At 48.5% G+C, this 17,482-nt stretch carries 11 protein-coding genes; 6 read left to right on the top strand and 5 right to left on the bottom strand.

The window, feature by feature from the left end; genetic code table 11:
* Positions 1 to 343: 343 nt before the first annotated feature.
* Complete coding sequence (gene uvrA / locus QZ323_RS06500; protein WP_294633806.1) at positions 344 to 3,130, top strand: excinuclease ABC subunit UvrA; 2,787 nt, start codon at positions 344 to 346, stop codon at positions 3,128 to 3,130.
* Positions 3,131 to 3,305: 175 nt separating this feature from the next.
* Here uvrA and QZ323_RS06495 read toward each other — a convergent pair whose 3' ends face one another.
* Genes QZ323_RS06495 through QZ323_RS06485 form a run of 3 tightly spaced genes read right to left on the bottom strand, consistent with a single transcriptional unit; the run spans position 3,306 to position 5,463 of the window.
* The gene (locus tag QZ323_RS06495; protein ID WP_294633805.1) at positions 3,306 to 3,791 is read right to left on the bottom strand and encodes an outer membrane beta-barrel protein; all 486 of its coding nucleotides are present in this window, start codon (positions 3,789 to 3,791) and stop codon (positions 3,306 to 3,308) included.
* A gap of 2 nt (positions 3,792 to 3,793) precedes the next feature.
* Positions 3,794 to 4,033 carry a hypothetical protein gene (locus tag QZ323_RS06490; RefSeq protein ID WP_294633804.1) on the bottom strand — a complete coding sequence of 80 codons (240 nt, stop codon included), beginning with the start codon at positions 4,031 to 4,033 and terminating at the stop codon, positions 3,794 to 3,796.
* Positions 4,033 to 5,463 (bottom strand): carbon starvation CstA family protein, encoded by a 1,431-nt coding sequence (locus tag QZ323_RS06485; protein ID WP_294633803.1) that lies wholly within the window; start codon positions 5,461 to 5,463, stop codon positions 4,033 to 4,035. Before QZ323_RS06485 ends, QZ323_RS06490 begins: the two co-directional genes overlap by 1 nt.
* A gap of 163 nt (positions 5,464 to 5,626) precedes the next feature.
* Between QZ323_RS06485 and QZ323_RS06480 the strand changes: the two genes are divergently transcribed.
* On the top strand, positions 5,627 to 7,102 hold the full coding sequence (locus tag QZ323_RS06480; protein WP_294633802.1) for a family 10 glycosylhydrolase: 1,476 nt from the start codon (positions 5,627 to 5,629) through the stop codon (positions 7,100 to 7,102).
* Between the two features lie 5 nt (positions 7,103 to 7,107).
* Here QZ323_RS06480 and QZ323_RS06475 read toward each other — a convergent pair whose 3' ends face one another.
* Complete coding sequence (locus QZ323_RS06475) at positions 7,108 to 8,316, bottom strand: hypothetical protein (RefSeq protein ID WP_294633801.1); 1,209 nt, start codon at positions 8,314 to 8,316, stop codon at positions 7,108 to 7,110.
* Positions 8,317 to 8,679: 363 nt separating this feature from the next.
* On the opposite strand from QZ323_RS06475, the gene QZ323_RS06470 reads away from it, so the two are divergent.
* The 3 genes from QZ323_RS06470 (at position 8,680) to QZ323_RS06460 (ending at position 13,736) form a co-directional block, all read left to right on the top strand.
* Complete coding sequence (locus QZ323_RS06470) at positions 8,680 to 9,858, top strand: AAA family ATPase (protein ID WP_294633800.1); 1,179 nt, start codon at positions 8,680 to 8,682, stop codon at positions 9,856 to 9,858.
* Positions 9,859 to 9,891: 33 nt separating this feature from the next.
* On the top strand, positions 9,892 to 13,449 hold the full coding sequence (nifJ, locus tag QZ323_RS06465; protein WP_294633799.1) for a pyruvate:ferredoxin (flavodoxin) oxidoreductase: 3,558 nt from the start codon (positions 9,892 to 9,894) through the stop codon (positions 13,447 to 13,449).
* 98 nt (positions 13,450 to 13,547) lie between these two features.
* A complete protein-coding gene (locus QZ323_RS06460; RefSeq protein ID WP_294633797.1) occupies positions 13,548 to 13,736 on the top strand; it encodes a hypothetical protein in 189 nt (62 codons plus the stop codon).
* A 132-nt stretch (positions 13,737 to 13,868) separates the two neighbouring features.
* Here the strand turns inward: QZ323_RS06460 and QZ323_RS06455 are convergent, their stop codons facing one another.
* Positions 13,869 to 16,694, bottom strand: coding sequence for a substrate-binding domain-containing protein (locus QZ323_RS06455; protein WP_294633795.1), 2,826 nt, complete (start codon positions 16,692 to 16,694; stop codon positions 13,869 to 13,871).
* A gap of 252 nt (positions 16,695 to 16,946) precedes the next feature.
* On the opposite strand from QZ323_RS06455, the gene QZ323_RS06450 reads away from it, so the two are divergent.
* Positions 16,947 to 17,390, top strand: coding sequence for a tellurite resistance TerB family protein (locus QZ323_RS06450; protein ID WP_294633794.1), 444 nt, complete (start codon positions 16,947 to 16,949; stop codon positions 17,388 to 17,390).
* Positions 17,391 to 17,482 lie beyond the last annotated feature (92 nt).

The raw sequence follows: 17,482 nt of genomic DNA, 5'->3' as shown, positions 1-17,482 counted from the left end.
TTTATCCGCCAGTCATCCGATGACAAGAGAGCTACCCACTGCAATAAAAGCATCCGGAGAAGTTTTCCACACGCTGCCGACAATAGCTATCCTACCCAAATTTTCTCGACTGGCGACCGTTTCAAAACAACATGGCAAACGTTCCGTAATTGCATAACTACACCTTCGGAAGCATTGCACATCAATTTTTCATCTGAAAAAAACGCCTAAAAATAACGCTTTTATTGCTCGTATGCCGGTAAATATTTAAAAGTATAACAAATCTTAACCTGCCAACCATTACAAATATTCAAAAGAGTGTCCGTATCTTTGTACCTTGAAATTCACTTTAGTGACTCTGATTATGACAAAAAACGACTCTATAGTTATCAAAGGCGCACGCGTCAACAATCTAAAAAACATAGACATTGAGATTCCACGTAATAGGCTGGTTGTCATCACCGGGCTGTCCGGTTCGGGTAAATCATCCTTGGCATTCGACACACTGTATGCCGAAGGGCAACGCCGCTACGTAGAAAGCCTGAGCAGCTATGCCCGCCAGTTCCTAGGGCGCATGAGTAAACCGGAATGTGATTTTATAAAAGGAATACCGCCCGCCATTGCTATCGAACAGAAGGTTAGCAGCCGTAACCCGCGTTCTACCGTCGGCACATCAACGGAAATATACGAATACTTGCGCCTGCTGTATGCACGCATCGGACGTACATTCAGCCCGATAAGCGGAGAAGAGGTAAAAAAACATTCTACGGAAGACCTTGTAAGTTGTATGCTGAGCTACCCGGAGGGAACAAGATACACTGTATTGGCGCCAATATTGCTGCGGGAAGACCGGACCATGCAACAGCAACTGGACATCTACATGAAACAAGGCTTCAACCGCCTGGAAGTGAACGGAGAGATGGTTCGCATCGATGAATATCAGTACCAGAAAGAAGACACAGTTTATCTACTGATTGACCGTATGGCTGTATCCAAAGAAAAAGATGCGATAAGCCGTCTCACAGACTCTGCCGAAACTGCCATGTATGAAGGGGACGGAGCTTGCCTGCTGCGTTTCTACCAGCCTGACGGAACGACCAAAATACATCGTTTCAGTACAAAATTCGAGGCAGACGGAATTACTTTCGAAGAGCCAAGCGACCAGATGTTCTCTTTCAACTCTCCAATCGGTGCCTGTCCGGAATGTGAAGGATTCGGTAAAGTGATCGGCATTGACGAGCATTTGGTAGTCCCCAACCGCTCACTTTCCGTCTACGACGGCGCTATCGTATGCTGGCGCGGAGAGGTGATGGGAGAATGGAAAGATATGGTGATACGTGGTGCAGAGAAAGCCGGATTCCCGATATTCACTCCCTACTTCGAACTGACCGACGAACAACGTCGGATGCTGTGGGAGGGTACCCCCTACTTTCAAGGTATCAATGACTTCTTCAAGATGGTGCAGGAGAATCAGTATAAAATACAATACCGGGTCATGTTGGCACGTTATCGCGGCAAGACGCTCTGCCCCAAATGTCAAGGTACGCGACTGAAGCCCGAAGCCGGTTATGTCCGGGTAGGCGGCCGCAACATCTCCGAGCTGGTAGACCTGCCAATCACGGAACTGAAAACCTTCTTTGACCATCTGAAACTGGACAAGCATGACACCGACGTGGCAGGACGCATTCTTGCGGAAATCAATAGTCGAATCCGCTTCTTGCTCGATGTAGGACTGGGATATCTGACATTAAACCGCCTCAGCAACTCACTTTCCGGCGGTGAGAGCCAGCGCATCAATCTTGCCACGTCGCTGGGAAGCAGCTTGGTAGGGTCACTCTACATCCTTGACGAACCGAGCATAGGACTGCACAGCCGGGATACCGACAAACTGATACATGTGCTGCGCCAGTTGCAACAGTTGGGCAATACGGTTGTCATCGTAGAGCACGACGAGGACATTATCCGGGCAGCAGACTACATCATAGACATCGGTCCGAATGCCGGACGTTTAGGCGGACAGATTGTTTATCAAGGAGATATGAAAAATTTGCAGGCAGGCAGCAAAAGTTACACAGTACGTTACTTATTGGGGGAGGAAGAAATTCCTGTTCCCATGCACCGTCGTCCGTGGAACAACTACATCGAACTGACTGGAGCTCGTGAAAACAACCTGAAAGGAATCAACGTGCGTTTCCCACTGAACGTAATGACCGTAGTCACCGGCGTCAGTGGTTCGGGTAAGAGTACTTTGGTACGCGACATTTTCTACCGTGCCCTGAAACGCGAGTTGGACGAGTGCAGCGAACGCCCCGGAGAATTTGCCTCCATCAGCGGCGACCTGCATAACCTGCGCAATGTGGAATTCGTAGACCAGAATCCTATCGGAAAGTCCAGTCGTTCGAATCCGGTCACGTATATCAAAGCCTACGATGAAATCCGGAAACTATGGTCGGAACAGCCCCTTGCCAAACAGATGGGCTACAGTGCCGGCCACTTCTCCTTCAACAGCGAGGGAGGACGTTGCGAAGAGTGTAAAGGCGACGGAACCATCACTGTGGAAATGCAATTCATGGCAGACCTCGTGTTGGAATGTGAGACCTGCCACGGCAAACGCTTCAAATCAGACACACTGGAGGTAAAGTTCCACGATGTCAACATCTATGATGTGCTGGAGATGACCGTCGATCAGGCTGTAGAGTTCTTCACCCAACACGGTCAGAAGAAGATAGTCAAGAAGCTCACACCACTGCAAGATGTGGGATTGGGTTATATCAAACTGGGACAATCCTCTTCCACCCTTTCCGGCGGGGAGAATCAACGCGTGAAACTGGCTTACTACCTCAGCCAAGAGAAGGCCGACCCTACCCTTTTCATCTTCGACGAACCAACAACAGGACTACACTTCCACGACATACGCAAACTGCTGGAAGCCTTTGATGCGCTGATACTTCGCGGGCACTCCATCGTCATCATCGAACACAATGTAGATGTCATCAAGTGTGCCGACTATGTGATAGACCTTGGTCCGGAAGGAGGAAACAAAGGAGGAAACCTGATCGCAACAGGCACACCTGAGGAGGTGGCGCAATGCGCGGCAAGTTATACAGGGCAATTCCTGCAAGAGAAATTATCCAAGCAGAAGCCGCTCTGATCCTTTATTAACATAAATATCAGCAGATATCATCTGTCTACTACCGAGCCTGAAACCAATCAAACCCAAAGAGACAAGGCTGTGCCGAATAAAAATCCGACACAGCCTTGTCTCTTTGGGTTCGGCGCAACAGAAAAAGCCACATAATATAGCTTATTTCCCTGAGAAAGAGGCATTAGAAATAGAAACCAAAGCCTACCTTCAATCCGAATTTAGAACGGTCACTATTCACATTCCAAAACACAGCCGGCTCAATCGTCACTGTTCTCGACAGAAAGAAAGCATAGCCTGCTTCTGCGCCAAAGGAGAACTTCGTATCATCGATTTCGCCCCAATCCCAGCGGTCTACATTGACATCGGCCCCCAGATAGATACCAACTTTGCTGAAATAATATCTGCCTCCCACACCGAGGGTATAAATATCTGCATTACTCTTTTCCGCATTCCAGTTGGCTCCAGCATGCACCAGCAACGCCACATTATCCAGCAGAAAAGCCCCTCCTTTGGCTTCAATACCGAATGAAGTCTTGTCCGTACCGGTATTATGCGACAGTTCCAAACCTGAAATAGAAGGATTTACAATCCATTTTCCCTTTTCAAACTGTGCCCGAGCAGCCACTGTGGCTACAAGCAGGCATACAAACAATGCTAATTTTCTCATTATTACTTACTGTTTTTAGTATTATCATACTTTTCACTCTCTTCGTGGTACTTTCGCTGCAAGGCTTCCTTCTTACGTAATACAAGCCAAAGAACAAGTACAATGACATAAGATGCCACAACCGTGATATACTTTTCCGTATGGCTGATGACCGTGTTACGCGGCAGGAAATAAGCTGCCGTAACGCTTACGTAGATAAGCAAAGCCAGCGTAAGCCCCGTTGATTTCTTTAACTTTCTCATTATCTAAGTTTTTTAATTGTTTTATAACGCCATACATAAAACCAAATGGCGGCAATCAGCGCCGTAATAACGGCAATGCCCGCAGTATATCCTTCTCCCAGTCCGAATCCTTCGGGAGCTATGCAAATGTAGGTGACGCAGACTGCCGTCATGAATGTAGCGGGCAAAGAAGTGACATGATAATAGTGTCCTTCCTTCTCGCGTACTAAATAAACAGTTATTGCCCAAAGCGTAAAAACAGACAACGTCTGATTGGTCCATGCAAAATAACGCCAAATCATGTCAAACCCTTCCTTGTCCTGTAAACTGTAAAGCAACAAACCAATAGCTGCAAGAAACATCGGAATGCAAATATACAAACGGCGACGCATGCTCTTCTGTTCCATACCTAAAAAATCGGCTACGATAAGGCGGGCAGAGCGGAAAGCTGTATCACCACTGGTGATGGGTGCAGCAATCACTCCCAATACGGCGAGCACACCACCCACCGTCCCAAGCCAGTCTTTAGTGATAGCCTCGACCACTACGGCAGCATTATTCTCTCCCATCCCGTTTTCATGGAAAAAATAAGTGGCAGCAGCAGCCCATATCAGGGCTACGATGCCTTCGGTGATCATAGCACCATAGAATATCGGTCGCCCATGACGTTCGCTCGTCATGCAACGCGCCATTAACGGACTTTGTGTAGCATGGAAACCACTGATAGCTCCACAGGCGATACTGACAAACATGATGGGGAAGATGGGTAGCACGGCTGCATTGGGATGCGTGTTCTGCAATCCGTCCCAAAATTCAGGCAACGCAGGATGCTTCACATAAAGCATGACCAATATGCCTACCGCCATAAACAGCAATGCGATGGCAAACAACGGATAGATCTTACCGATTATCTTATCGACCGGAAGCAATGTAGCAAAGATGTAATAGACAAACACCACCACAATCCAGAACGTGGCATCCATGTAATCCGGCGTCAAATTTGCCAGGAGCCCGGCAGGACCTGCCACAAACACAGCACCCACCAACACCATCAACAACACGGTGAAGCCACGCATCACCTGCTTGGTGGTCACACCTAGATAGCGTCCGATGATTTCCGGCAAACTCTCGCCGCCATTGCGCAAAGAGAGCATACCCGCCAAATAGTCGTGCACCGCACCGGCAAACACACTTCCAAGCACAATCCACAGATAAGAAGCTGTTCCAAATTTAGCTCCCATAATGGCACCGAAGATCGGTCCCAGTCCGGCAATATTAAGAAACTGTATCATGAAAATCTTCCAAGTAGGCAAGGGAATATAATCCACCCCGTCAGCTTTCGTCACGGCAGGCGTCTTCCGGTCGTCCGGACCGAAAATCCGTCCGACAAAACGCCCGTAAAGAAAATAGCCTGCTATCAATGCCAACAGGCAAAGCGTAAATGTAATCATAGCTTATCAATTGATTTATTTTAATAGCTGCAAAAGTAACAGTTTCTAAGGAAACCGCACAACTTTCTCAAGGGTTTTACTTATCTTCGCCGCTAAAAATAACAGAAAAAAAGAAGTATATGAGATTTTGGCATTATGTGCCGATTTTAGAAAGCGTTACATTATGAAACAGTCTATTCTGATCCTACTATTCATAGCCTATACATTACAACTCGCCGCACAGTCCTTCGGCAAGAATGGCATCTATCAGCCCAAGTATGAAGTGCGTGCTGCTTGGGTAACCGCCGTCTACGGTCTGGACTGGCCCCGCTCGCGTGCCGTCAGCCCCGAAGGCATCAGGAAGCAGAAGGCGGAACTCATCGAAATACTGGACCACCTGAAAGCCGCGAACTTCAATACCGTGCTGTTCCAGACACGCACACGTGGCGATGTGCTCTACCGCTCGAAGATAGAACCATTCAACTCCATCCTGACTGGAAAAGTGGATACGGACCCCGGATACGACCCGTTGGCTTTCGCCATAGAAGAGTGCCACAAACGAGGCATGGAATGCCACGCCTGGATGGTGGCTATCCCGCTGGGCAACCGCAAACATGTAGCTTCCCTTGGCAAAGCATCCGTCACCCGGAAGAAAGCCGACATTTGTGTGCCCTACAAGCGGGAATACTTCCTCAACCCCGGACATCCGCAAACCAAGGAATATCTGATGAGCCTCGTGCACGAAGTAGTGGAAAATTATGATATAGATGGAGTACACCTCGACTACCTACGTTATCCGGAAAATGCGCCCCGCTTCCCCGATGCATACGACTTTCGCAAGTATGGCAAGGGGCGCAGTTTAGCGCAATGGCGCAGGGACAACATCACCGAAATCGTCCGCCACCTGTATAAAGGTGTGAAGGCGCTGAAGCCGTGGGTAAAAGTGAGCAGCTGCCCCGTAGGCAAATACCGCGACACCTCCCGCTATCCCTCCCGCGGATGGAATGCCTTCCACACCGTCTACCAGGATGCGCAAGGATGGCTGGGCGAAGGAATACAAGACCAAATCTACCCTATGCTCTATTTCCGAGGCAATCATTTCTATCCATTTGCCCTCGACTGGCAGGAGCAGAACAACGGACGGCAGGTCATCCCGGGGCTGGGCATCTACTTTCTGGATGCCAACGAAGGCAACTGGACGCTGGACGAGGTGGAACGCCAGATGAACTTCACCCGTACCCATAAACTGGCAGGACAAGCGCACTATCGCGTGAAGTATCTGATGGACAACACCCAAGGACTGTATGAGACTTTGGAAGAGAAATTCTATACCGCTCCTGCTCTGCAACCGCCCATGCCGTGGATAGACAACGTGCCGCCTACTGCTCCGACCGAACTTACCGTCACCCGTCAGGTGGACGGCTACACCCGTCTGAGCTGGCACCCCGCCACGGACAACGACCAACGCAACGCACCGACCTACATCATCTATGGCTCGGACACCTCTCCCGTGGACACTTCCAATCCGGAGAATATACTTGCCCAGCGTGTGCAAGGAACGGAATATACGTACGCCCCCGTCCGCTTCTGGACGGAAAAGAAATATTTTGCCGTCACTGCCGTAGACCGTTGCGGCAATGAGAGCGAAGCATGCCGGTAGCGTTATTATCCGACTTTCTCTATCTTCACGTAAGCCAGCGAGCGGCTCTGTGGCGTCACCGGCACTAAAGGCAAATAGCCGGAAACTATCTTTCCGGCTTCCAACACCAAAGGCCCCTCCTTCGAGTTCTGCGTGTGCAGCTCCTGCAAGGCTTCGTTAGTGCGGAAACCATCGACCCTGAAAATCCCTTTACTGCCGCAGGCAACGAAACGATTGTAGAACACCCAAGCAACCATCCCCATAGTCATGCGCAGATTCACCTCCACATGCGGATGTATGGCGTAGGGATAACCTCCCTGGTCGGGACAAACCATCATGTCTACTCCCAAATGGCCGGTATATTTTCCGCCATACAGCTTCTCCAGCATCGATTGCAGATTGCGGCGAACCGCGACAAGCGTTTCTTGCGGCACATACTGCAAAATCCATCTTTCCACCTCTTCATCCGGCTCCAACAGATTGCCCTGATAAGCACCTTTCCAGTCCGTAACGAAATGGGAGTAACCGCAAAAGCTCACCTTTCCCGCCTCATCAATGAAGAACTCCATCGCAAAATCTCCCACCTTTTTATATATAGGCTCCAATATGACGGACTTATGCACCTCCACCTCCCGAAGACACCACGCCCGGTCAGCCTCCGTAAACCCGTGGAGGCACCAACGCAATCCCTTCCCACTGCTCGACCATACGGACTTGAACAAATAACCATCCGGACTGTCTGCAATCTCCTTCGGAATAGGGTCTCCCTTCAGCTTCGCTCCATCAACCAGAATATGGCGCCCGCAAATCTGCACCGAATCCACTCTCTTTTCAAACCCGTCAGATACAGCCAATGCATACGCCCGTGAGGAGCACTCCCGATAGAGGGCTATCCTCTCTTGTGTCCAAAGCCTCTCTTCGCCTACACCCGCCGCCAACATACGTTTGCGGAATGCCGGATTCCAGCCCCAAGGCTCAAGCTCCGCATCCGGCAGGCTTGCCAGCTCGGGCTCGGTAACCAACCGCACTGGCAGGCGGAACAACTGTTGCATGGCTTGCAGATAGCGGGCATTGTAGGCAGACGGTGCCAATACCGCAGTATCGCATCGGGCATACCAGATGGGCAACAACGCAAGGTCATGCTCCATGCCGCGAATGGAAGACGGAGCCATGTAGTGGGCTTCGTTATGCGCCAACGCCATATCCGTATCAGGATTGAATATATATATCTTCATACCAAAAAAGATTTTCTAAATCATTACATTCTCCGGACGCCACTCCCCGCCCTACCCGCTCCGTACCTGCTCCAAACCTATAGACACGAAGAAAACAAGGAGATGACAGGGAAATGATACAGACAAACTACGGAAATACGACAAAGACGAAATACCTTCGATACAGAGCTGATAGAAGGCTTCAATCTCATATTGCCCCCAAAGGTCCAATCAGGAATAGACACCGGTTCATGCTGCAAATATACACAGTATTGCCGTTAATCGAACTCCAACAGTGCAAAATTACATAATATTTGCCATCTCTACTTTGCAATTCTATAAAAAAGATGTATATTTGTCGCCTGATAAACCGAATTTAACTGCATGGAAGCATTCTACCGCACACACGCCTATCTTGTAGAGCATACCAATGCCCCCGTACGCCGTGACCTCATGGACGAGATCAACTGGAACGATCGTCTTATCGGCATAAAAGGAACACGTGGCGTTGGCAAGACAACATTTCTATTGCAATATGCCAAAGAGAAATTCGGTACCAATCGTTCCTGCCTCTTCATCAACATGAACAACTTCTACTTTTCCAAGTTCAGCATCGTCGACTTCGCCTACGAATTTCAACGACGCGGAGGGAAAGTATTGCTCATAGACCAGGTGTTCAAGCATCCGGACTGGAGCCGGGAACTGCGCATGTGCTACGACCGTTTTCCCAATCTTAAGATCGTCTTCACGGGTTCGTCCGTGATGCGCCTGAAAGAGGAAAACCTGGAGTTGCGCGACATCGTGAAGAGCTACAACCTGCGCGGCTTCTCTTTCCGCGAGTTTCTGAACCTACAAACGGGAATGAAATTCCGGGCTTATACGCTGGAAGAGATCCTGAGCAACCACGAACAGATAGCTAAAGGCATACTCTCCAAAGTACGCCCGTTGGACTACCTGCAAGATTATCTGCACCATGGATTCTATCCCTTCTTTCTCGAAAAGCGTAACTTTTCGGAGAACCTGCTCAAGACCATGAACATGATGGTGGAGGTGGATATCCTGCTCATCAAACAGATAGAACTGAAGTATCTTCCGAAAATCAAGAAGTTGCTCTACATGCTTGCCGTAGACGGGCCGAAAGCTCCCAACGTCAGCCAGCTGGCCAACGAGATACAGACATCCCGCGCCACCGTGATGAACTACATCAAATATTTGGCAGATGCACGTCTCATCAACATGGTCTATCCGAAGGATGAAGAGTTCCCTAAGAAGCCTTCGAAAATTATGATGCATAACTCCAATCTGATGTACTCTATCTATCCCGTGAGGGTGGAAGAACAGGATGTATTGGACACTTTCTTTGCCAACACAATGTGGAAAGACCACAAAGTGAACAAAGGCGACAAGAACGTATCGTTTATGGTGGACAACGTAATGCCTTTCAAAATTTGTACGGAGGGCACGAAGATAAAGAATAACCCGGGCATCACCTACGCCCTGCACAAAGCAGAGATAGGACGGGGTAACCAGATACCTCTTTGGATGTTCGGCTTTTTATATTGAGATTTATTCACTTAATTATAATTCAAGTTAGTTATGACTAAACAGAAGAAATTCATTACTTGTGATGGCAACCAAGCTGCTGCACATATCTCGTATATGTTCTCAGAAGTAGCTGCCATCTACCCCATCACCCCTTCTTCTACTATGGCTGAATATGTAGATGAATGGGCTGCCGCAGGTCGCAAGAACATCTTCGGCGAAACAGTATTGGTACAGGAAATGCAGTCGGAAGCAGGTGCAGCAGGTGCCGTTCACGGTTCTTTGCAGGCTGGTGCACTGACTACTACTTACACCGCTTCACAGGGTCTGTTGCTGATGATCCCGAATATGTACAAGATCGCTGGTGAATTCCTGCCTTGCGTATTCCACGTATCTGCACGTACTTTGGCAAGCCACGCACTCTGTATCTTTGGCGACCATCAAGACGTTATGTCTACTCGTCAGACGGGATTTGCCATGCTGGCAGAAGGCTCAGTGCAAGAAGTGATGGATCTGGCAGGTGTTGCCCACCTAGCTACCATCAAGAGCCGCGTACCGTTCGTTAACTTCTTCGACGGTTTCCGTACTTCTCATGAAATCCAAAAGATCGAGATGTTAGAAAACGAAGACCTCGCTCCGCTGGTTGACCAGGAAGCACTGGCTGAGTTCCGCGCTCGGGCGTTGAACCCCATGAATCCGGTTGCCCGTGGTATGGCCGAAAACCCCGACCACTTCTTCCAACATCGCGAATCTTGCAACAACTACTATGAAGCAGTTCCTGCTATCGTAGAAGAATACATGAACGAAATCTCCAAGATCACCGGTCGCAAATACGGTTTGTTCGATTACTATGGTGCTGAAGATGCAGAACGTGTCATCATTGCTATGGGTTCCGTAACCGAAGCTGCCCGCGAGGCTATCGACTACCTCGTTGCCAATGGCGAAAAGGTAGGTATGGTTGCCGTACACTTGTATCGTCCGTTCTCTGCTAAGCACTTCCTTGCTGCTGTTCCCAAGACTGCCAAGACTATCGCTGTTCTGGATCGTACGAAGGAACCGGGTGCTAACGGCGAACCGTTATACCTCGATGTAAAAGATTGCTTCTACGGTCAGGAAAATGCTCCGGTCATCGTAGGTGGTCGCTACGGTTTGGGTTCTAAGGACACTACTCCTGCTCAGATCATCGCTGTATTCAAGAACTTGGCTCTGCCGATGCCGAAGAATCACTTCACTATCGGTATCGTGGACGATGTTACCTTCACTTCTCTGCCTCAAGAAGAAGAAATCGCATTGGGCGGCGAAGGCATGTTCGAAGCTAAGTTCTACGGTTTGGGTGCCGACGGTACAGTAGGTGCCAACAAGAACTCAGTTAAGATCATCGGTGACAATACAGACAAGCACTGTCAGGCTTACTTCTCTTACGACTCTAAAAAGTCAGGCGGTTTCACTTGCTCTCACCTGCGTTTCGGCGATACTCCTATCCGTTCTACTTACTTGGTAAATACGCCGAACTTCGTAGCTTGCCATGTTCAGGCTTATCTGCACATGTACGACGTTACCCGCGGTCTGCGTAAGAACGGTTCTTTCTTGCTGAACACGATCTGGGAAGGCGAAGAACTGGCTAAGAACCTGCCTAACAAGGTAAAGAAGTACTTTGCACAGAACAATATCACTGTTTACTATATCAACGCAACTCAGATTGCACAGGAAATCGGTTTGGGCAACCGCACCAACACCATCCTGCAGTCTGCATTCTTCCGTATCACAGGCGTAATTCCTGTTGACTTGGCTGTAGAGCAGATGAAGAAATTCATCGTTAAGTCTTATGGCAAGAAGGGTGAAGACGTTGTCAACAAGAACTATGCTGCCGTTGACCGTGGTGGCGAATACAAGCAACTGACCGTTGATCCGGCTTGGGCTAACTTGGCAGACGATGCTAAGGCTGAAAACAACGACCCGGCATTCATCAACGAAGTAGTTCGTCCTATCAATGCACAAGACGGCGACTTGCTGCCTGTATCTACATTCAAGGGTATCGAAGACGGTACTTGGCATCAGGGAACCGCAAAATACGAAAAGCGTGGTGTTGCCGCATTCGTTCCCGAATGGAATCCTGAAAACTGTATCCAATGTAACAAGTGTGCCTATGTTTGTCCTCACGCTGCTATCCGTCCGTTCGTACTGGATGCCGAAGAGCAGAAGGGTGCCAACTTCACTCAGCTGAAAGCTGTAGGTAAGGCATTCGAAGGCATGACTTTCCGTATGCAGGTAGACGTTCTTGACTGTCTGGGTTGCGGTAACTGTGCCGATATTTGTCCGGGTAATCCGAAGAAGGGTGGCAAGGCGCTGATCATGAAGCACCTCGAAGGCCAGTTGCCGGAAGTAGCCAACTGGACATATTGTACAGAGAACGTAAAGAGCAAACAACATTTGGTTGACGTGAAGGCTAACGTAAAGAACTCTCAGTTTGCTACTCCGTTGTTCGAATTCTCTGGTGCTTGCTCTGGTTGCGGTGAGACTCCGTATGTGAAATTGATTTCTCAGTTGTTCGGTGATCGTGAGATGGTAGCTAACGCAACAGGATGTTCTTCTATCTACTCAGGTTCAGTACCTTCTACCCCTTATACGAAGAACGAAAAGGGACAAGGTCCGGCTTGGGCAAACTCATTGTTCGAAGACTTCTGCGAATTCGGTCTGGGTATGGAACTTGCCAACGAGAAGATGCGTGCACGCATCGTGAAGGTTATGCAGGAAGCCATCGCAGCAGACTGCACTCCGGCAGAGGCTAAGGTATTGTTCGGCGAATGGATTGAAAACATGTATGATGCCGAGAAGACGAAAGAACTGGCTGAAAAGATCATCCCGATGGTTGAAGCAGGCAAGGAGAAGTGCAACCACTGCAAGCAAATCGCAGAGTTGTCTCAGTACTTGGTTAAGCGCAGCCAATGGATTATCGGTGGTGACGGTGCTTCTTACGATATCGGTTATGGTGGTCTCGACCATGTAATCGCCAGCGGTAAGGACGTTAATATCCTCGTACTCGATACGGAGGTTTACTCCAACACAGGTGGTCAGTCTTCTAAGGCTACTCCAGTGGGCGCCATCGCTAAGTTTGCTGCTGCCGGTAAGCGCGTACGCAAGAAAGACCTTGGTCTGATGGCTACTACTTACGGTTATGTATATGTTGCTCAGATTGCTATGGGTGCTGACCAGGCTCAGACGCTGAAAGCTATCCGCGAAGCAGAAGCATATCCCGGCCCGTCACTCATCATCGCTTACGCTCCGTGTATCAACCACGGTCTGAAGGCAGGTATGGGTAAGAGCCAGGCAGAAGAAGAAAAGGCTGTTAAGTGCGGTTACTGGCACTTGTGGCGTTACAACCCGGCTTTGGAAGCTGAAGGCAAGAACCCGTTCACGCTGGATAGCAAAGAACCGGATTGGAGCGGATTCCAAGACTTCCTGAAAGGTGAAGTTCGTTATGCTTCCGTAATGAAACAATATCCGCAGGAGGCTGAAGAACTCTTCAAAGCCGCAGAAGAGAATGCTAAATGGCGTTACAACAGCTACAAACGCCTCTCCAAAGAAAACTGGGGTGCAGAAGTAGCTGAGTAATTCTGAGAATTGCAATAAAGGATTTAGAGACTGTCCCCCTTTTATAATTGGAGACAGTCTCTATTTTTTTTCAATAATAACCTTTAATATCAAAAGTTATGGTAGGATTTATCATCTGGGTTATTGGTGTGGTATTGTGCATCAAGGCCGTACTTGAAATCATGAAATGGCCGGTGGACGGTGTAAAGAAACTGTTGGTTGCCATCGTCCTGTTGCTTACCAGCTGGATCGGCATTTGCGTCTACTATTTCTGGGGAAGAGAAAATCTGCCTCAAATACTGAAGTAAGTTCCTGTATCAACTGGAGGACAGTATGACAAAAAACAAATTGGGTGGGAATAGTACAATAACTGCTTCCCACCCAATTTGTTTTCATTATTCTTCAACCCAAAGGCTATATTCTTCCTACACAGTTTTCATCTATCCTCTTCTTTTTAGAAACTCGGTAGGACTTTCGCCAAACTGTTCCTTATAGCACTTCGTGAAATAGGAAGGTGACGAGAAGCCCACCTCGTATGCAATCTCTGCAACCGTCATGTCGGCAGAGGCAAGTAACGAAGCGGCTTTCTTCAACCTGATCTGACGCAAGAGTTCATTAGGCGAGTAGTTAGTGAGTGATTTCAACTTGCGATAGAGCTGTACACGACTCATTCCCATATCCCGCCCCAAGTCTTCTACATTGAGTTCGGCATCCTTCATCTTCTCTTCAACAAGCGTCCTGAAACGATAGACAAAGTCTTTATCCATATCACTGATAACCTCTTTTTCAATACCCTGGTTATCGCCGAAAAATTGCTTCAGTTGGCGACGGTTTGTAATGAGATTGCGGACGCGAGACAGAAGCAACTGCGAACTGAACGGCTTGGAGATGTAAGAATCGGCACCCCCGTCATAGCCTTGGATGCGCTGCTCGTCCAACGAACAGGCCGTCAGCAGAATCACCGGAATATGACAGGTCTGCAATTCGCCCTTCAAGCGGCGACAGCACTCCACGCCATCCATACCGGGCATCATGACGTCCGAAACGATCACATCGGGCACGTTCTTCATCGCCAGACGGATGCCCGCGCTCCCGTCTGCCGCATCCAGTACGCGGTATTCGCCTGCCAGAAGCGACTTCACATAATTGCGTATGTCGGCATTGTCATCAATCACAAGAACCGTAGGGCAGTCTACTGCCACTTCCGTTTCGCTTGTTGTCACCTCCTCTTCATCTGCCGTCACCTCCGCATCCACCAACATGGAAGACGCTTCTTGCTCTTCATCCTGCAACTTCATGCTTTTCTCAAACGGACGTACTGCCGCCACGAAGGAAACGGACGATGTCTCACACTTCGGAAAGACAACCGTAAAAGTCGTGCCTTTCTCATCGCTGCCAGCCGTAATACTTCCGCCATGCATCTCGACGAAGGCATGTACCAGTGCCAATCCGATACCCGTTCCAGCCTGATGGCCACTGACTTGATAAAAGCGCTGGAAAATAGCCTCCACATCGGCCGATGAAATATAACTGCCGGAATTGAAGACCGACAACACGTAGTTCTCCGCGACAACCGCCAAGCAGATAGTTATCTTTCCATTTTCCGGCGTATATTTCAGGGCATTGGAGAAAAGATTGAAATAGATACATTCCATTTTTTCCGCATCCGCCTGCATCCGGAAGTCCATATCAGAAGGTGCCTCGAAGCTGAAAGTAATGTGCTTCTTCAGTAATGCCATGCAAAAAGAATCATTCCAATTGCGGAAACTGTCGAGCAAATCAAACGGTTCTAACCGGAGTTCCATACGCCCGTTTTCCACCTTTCGGAAGTCAAGTATCTGATTCACTAAGCGGAGGAGAATGTGTACATTCTTCTTCATCAGTAACAAAAGCTGGCGAGGCTGCCCGTCGAAAACGGGATTGGCAAGAAGCTGTTCGATAGGATCGGCTATCAGGGTCAGCGGCGTACGGAAATCATGGGAGATGTTTGTGAAGAAGACAAGCTTGGCATGCGTAGCCTCTTCCAGTTCGTGCGAAAGCTGTTCTAACTGCGATTTCTGTGTTTCCAGTTGCGACTTCTGTTCTATCAGCAAATCTTTCTGCTCTATCAGCAGTTCTTTCTGTTCTATCAGTTGTTCCTTCTGTAGTGAAAGTTCACGGTTCATCCTATTCTTGGCACGCAAGGAGAGATATACGGCCACCAACATCCCCACCAACAGGAGAAGTGCCGCCAGACTGCCATACAAAATGGTTTGCTGGGTAGCATAGCGGACCAGAGAGCGATTGATCTCTCCGTTCAGCAGTTCTATCTTTCCGTCAAGGGTACTGATGTGTGCTGTCTGCATCTTCATGACAGGTGCGTTGGTACTGTCTACCACCGAAGTGCCCAGTATCGTCTCACGCGGAAATGTCTTCCCTTGCAAGATGTCCATGGCAATCTGCACCACCCGATCGCCTCCCGTAGGATAGATGAAAGATGCCGTCAGTCTGCCTGCCAATATATCTTCCAGGCCGTAATGCTCGCCAGACAAGGCATCGATGCCGACAAAGCTCATTTGCCTGGCACGTTGCTTGCGGAGTGCCGCCTCATAGGCACCTGACGCCATTCGATCGTTCTGCGCAAAAACGACATCGATGTGCGGAAAGCTGTCGAGTAATGCTTCCATCTTTTCGCTTGCCTGCCTGCGCAGCCATGCGCCTTCACTGGTTGCCAGCAGACGTATACCAGGATAAGCAGCCATACCTTTCAGAAAGCCTTCGTGCCGCTCGATAGCTGGGGTTGATCCAGCAAGTCCGGTAATCTCCACCACAGAACCGTTTCCCTGCAAGAGATTGCCGATGTAAGCGGCCACTTCGCGACCTATGGCATGGTTGTCTGCTCCAATGTAGGCGGTATAACGATCGGAAGAGATTTTGCGATCCACCAATATCACGGGAATACCTTTGTTGTAGGCTTCCTCCACTATCGGAGTAATAGACTGAGCTTCATTGGGTGCTACCACCAGCAGATCCACCCCTTCATTGATAAAATGACGGATGTCCGCTTCCTGCTGGACATTATCATCTTTGGCGGTACGTATCTCTACTTGTACGTCATCGTAGAATCGGGCTTCGCGGATGATCTCGCTGTTCATCTGCCTTCGCCATTCGTCATCGCTACACTGAGAAATACCTATATGGTAACGAGGAGTGTTGCGGATGCAGGAAGCCAATCCGGCACACAGCAAACACAAAAAAAATAAAATCCATGAATGGGCTTGTTTCATCTTTCTTTTTTTTGACTTAAGATTATAGGAAAGCAAATATAAAGAAAAATACAAGAAATAGACGAACAAAATGCAGAGAAAGTCAAAAGAGCACAGCTTTTTCAATCAAGCCGTCTTCGCTTCTGATTATTAAAATCTACTTTCTTTTTTCGGAAATTCTTTTTCCAAATCAAGGCAAATATATATTTTTGCATAGCCATTGAGCTATTCAATGACCGTAACATTATCAATTATCTAAAAAAACTTTTTATCATGGGAATATTTGATAAGATTTTCAAAGATGTACCGGAAGAAACTAAGCTGACTCAACAAGAAGCTTTTGCCGGAATCGCACTTGCAATGGCCGGTGCAGATGGAAGTATCGCCGAATCAGAATGGGCAGGAATCGTTAACTACATCCGCCGATTGAGAATATATGATAATTTCTCCGGTCCGGCTTTCGACAAACTGTTCGACAAACTGTTCAGAATCCTGAAAAACCAAGGTCCCAGCGCACTGGTCAACGCTTCTGTAGAAAGCCTCTCCGATGACCTGAAACTTACAGCTTTTGCCTGCGCAGTAGACATCGCATTGGCAGACGGCGTGCTGGAAGAAGAGGAAAAAGAACAGATCAACCAGTTGGCAGAAGTTCTTGAAATTCCCGATCAAACCGCTATTTCTATCATTGAAGTAATGATTATCAAGAATAAGGCTTAAGCGGACTTCCTCTAAAAAAAAGAAGGTGTTGTATCAAAACAACTTAAGCACCATCTTTTAGACACAACTTAAGCAGGTTCTATGAATTAATC

Origin of the sequence: uncultured Bacteroides sp., from assembly GCF_910585845.1 — a bacterium.
Lineage (GTDB): Bacteria > Bacteroidota > Bacteroidia > Bacteroidales > Bacteroidaceae > Bacteroides.
Note: the sequence above shows the minus strand (reverse complement) of the source record. Positions and strands in the feature narration are given on the sequence as shown.

Excerpts from the sequence above, each read along its gene's own strand:
- QZ323_RS06450 (WP_294633794.1), top strand. The coding sequence starts at position 16,947 with ATGGGAATATTTGATAAGATTTTCAAAGATGTACCGGAAGAAACTAAG.
- QZ323_RS06480 (WP_294633802.1), top strand. The coding sequence starts at position 5,627 with ATGAAACAGTCTATTCTGATCCTACTATTCATAGCCTATACATTACAA.
- QZ323_RS06455 (WP_294633795.1), bottom strand. The coding sequence starts at position 16,694 with ATGAAACAAGCCCATTCATGGATTTTATTTTTTTTGTGTTTGCTGTGT.
- nifJ (WP_294633799.1), top strand. The coding sequence starts at position 9,892 with ATGACTAAACAGAAGAAATTCATTACTTGTGATGGCAACCAAGCTGCT.
- uvrA (WP_294633806.1), top strand. The coding sequence starts at position 344 with ATGACAAAAAACGACTCTATAGTTATCAAAGGCGCACGCGTCAACAAT.
- QZ323_RS06490 (WP_294633804.1), bottom strand. The coding sequence starts at position 4,033 with ATGAGAAAGTTAAAGAAATCAACGGGGCTTACGCTGGCTTTGCTTATC.
- QZ323_RS06470 (WP_294633800.1), top strand. The coding sequence starts at position 8,680 with ATGGAAGCATTCTACCGCACACACGCCTATCTTGTAGAGCATACCAAT.
- QZ323_RS06495 (WP_294633805.1), bottom strand. The coding sequence starts at position 3,791 with ATGAGAAAATTAGCATTGTTTGTATGCCTGCTTGTAGCCACAGTGGCT.
- QZ323_RS06460 (WP_294633797.1), top strand. The coding sequence starts at position 13,548 with ATGGTAGGATTTATCATCTGGGTTATTGGTGTGGTATTGTGCATCAAG.
- QZ323_RS06475 (WP_294633801.1), bottom strand. The coding sequence starts at position 8,316 with ATGAAGATATATATATTCAATCCTGATACGGATATGGCGTTGGCGCAT.
- QZ323_RS06485 (WP_294633803.1), bottom strand. The coding sequence starts at position 5,463 with ATGATTACATTTACGCTTTGCCTGTTGGCATTGATAGCAGGCTATTTT.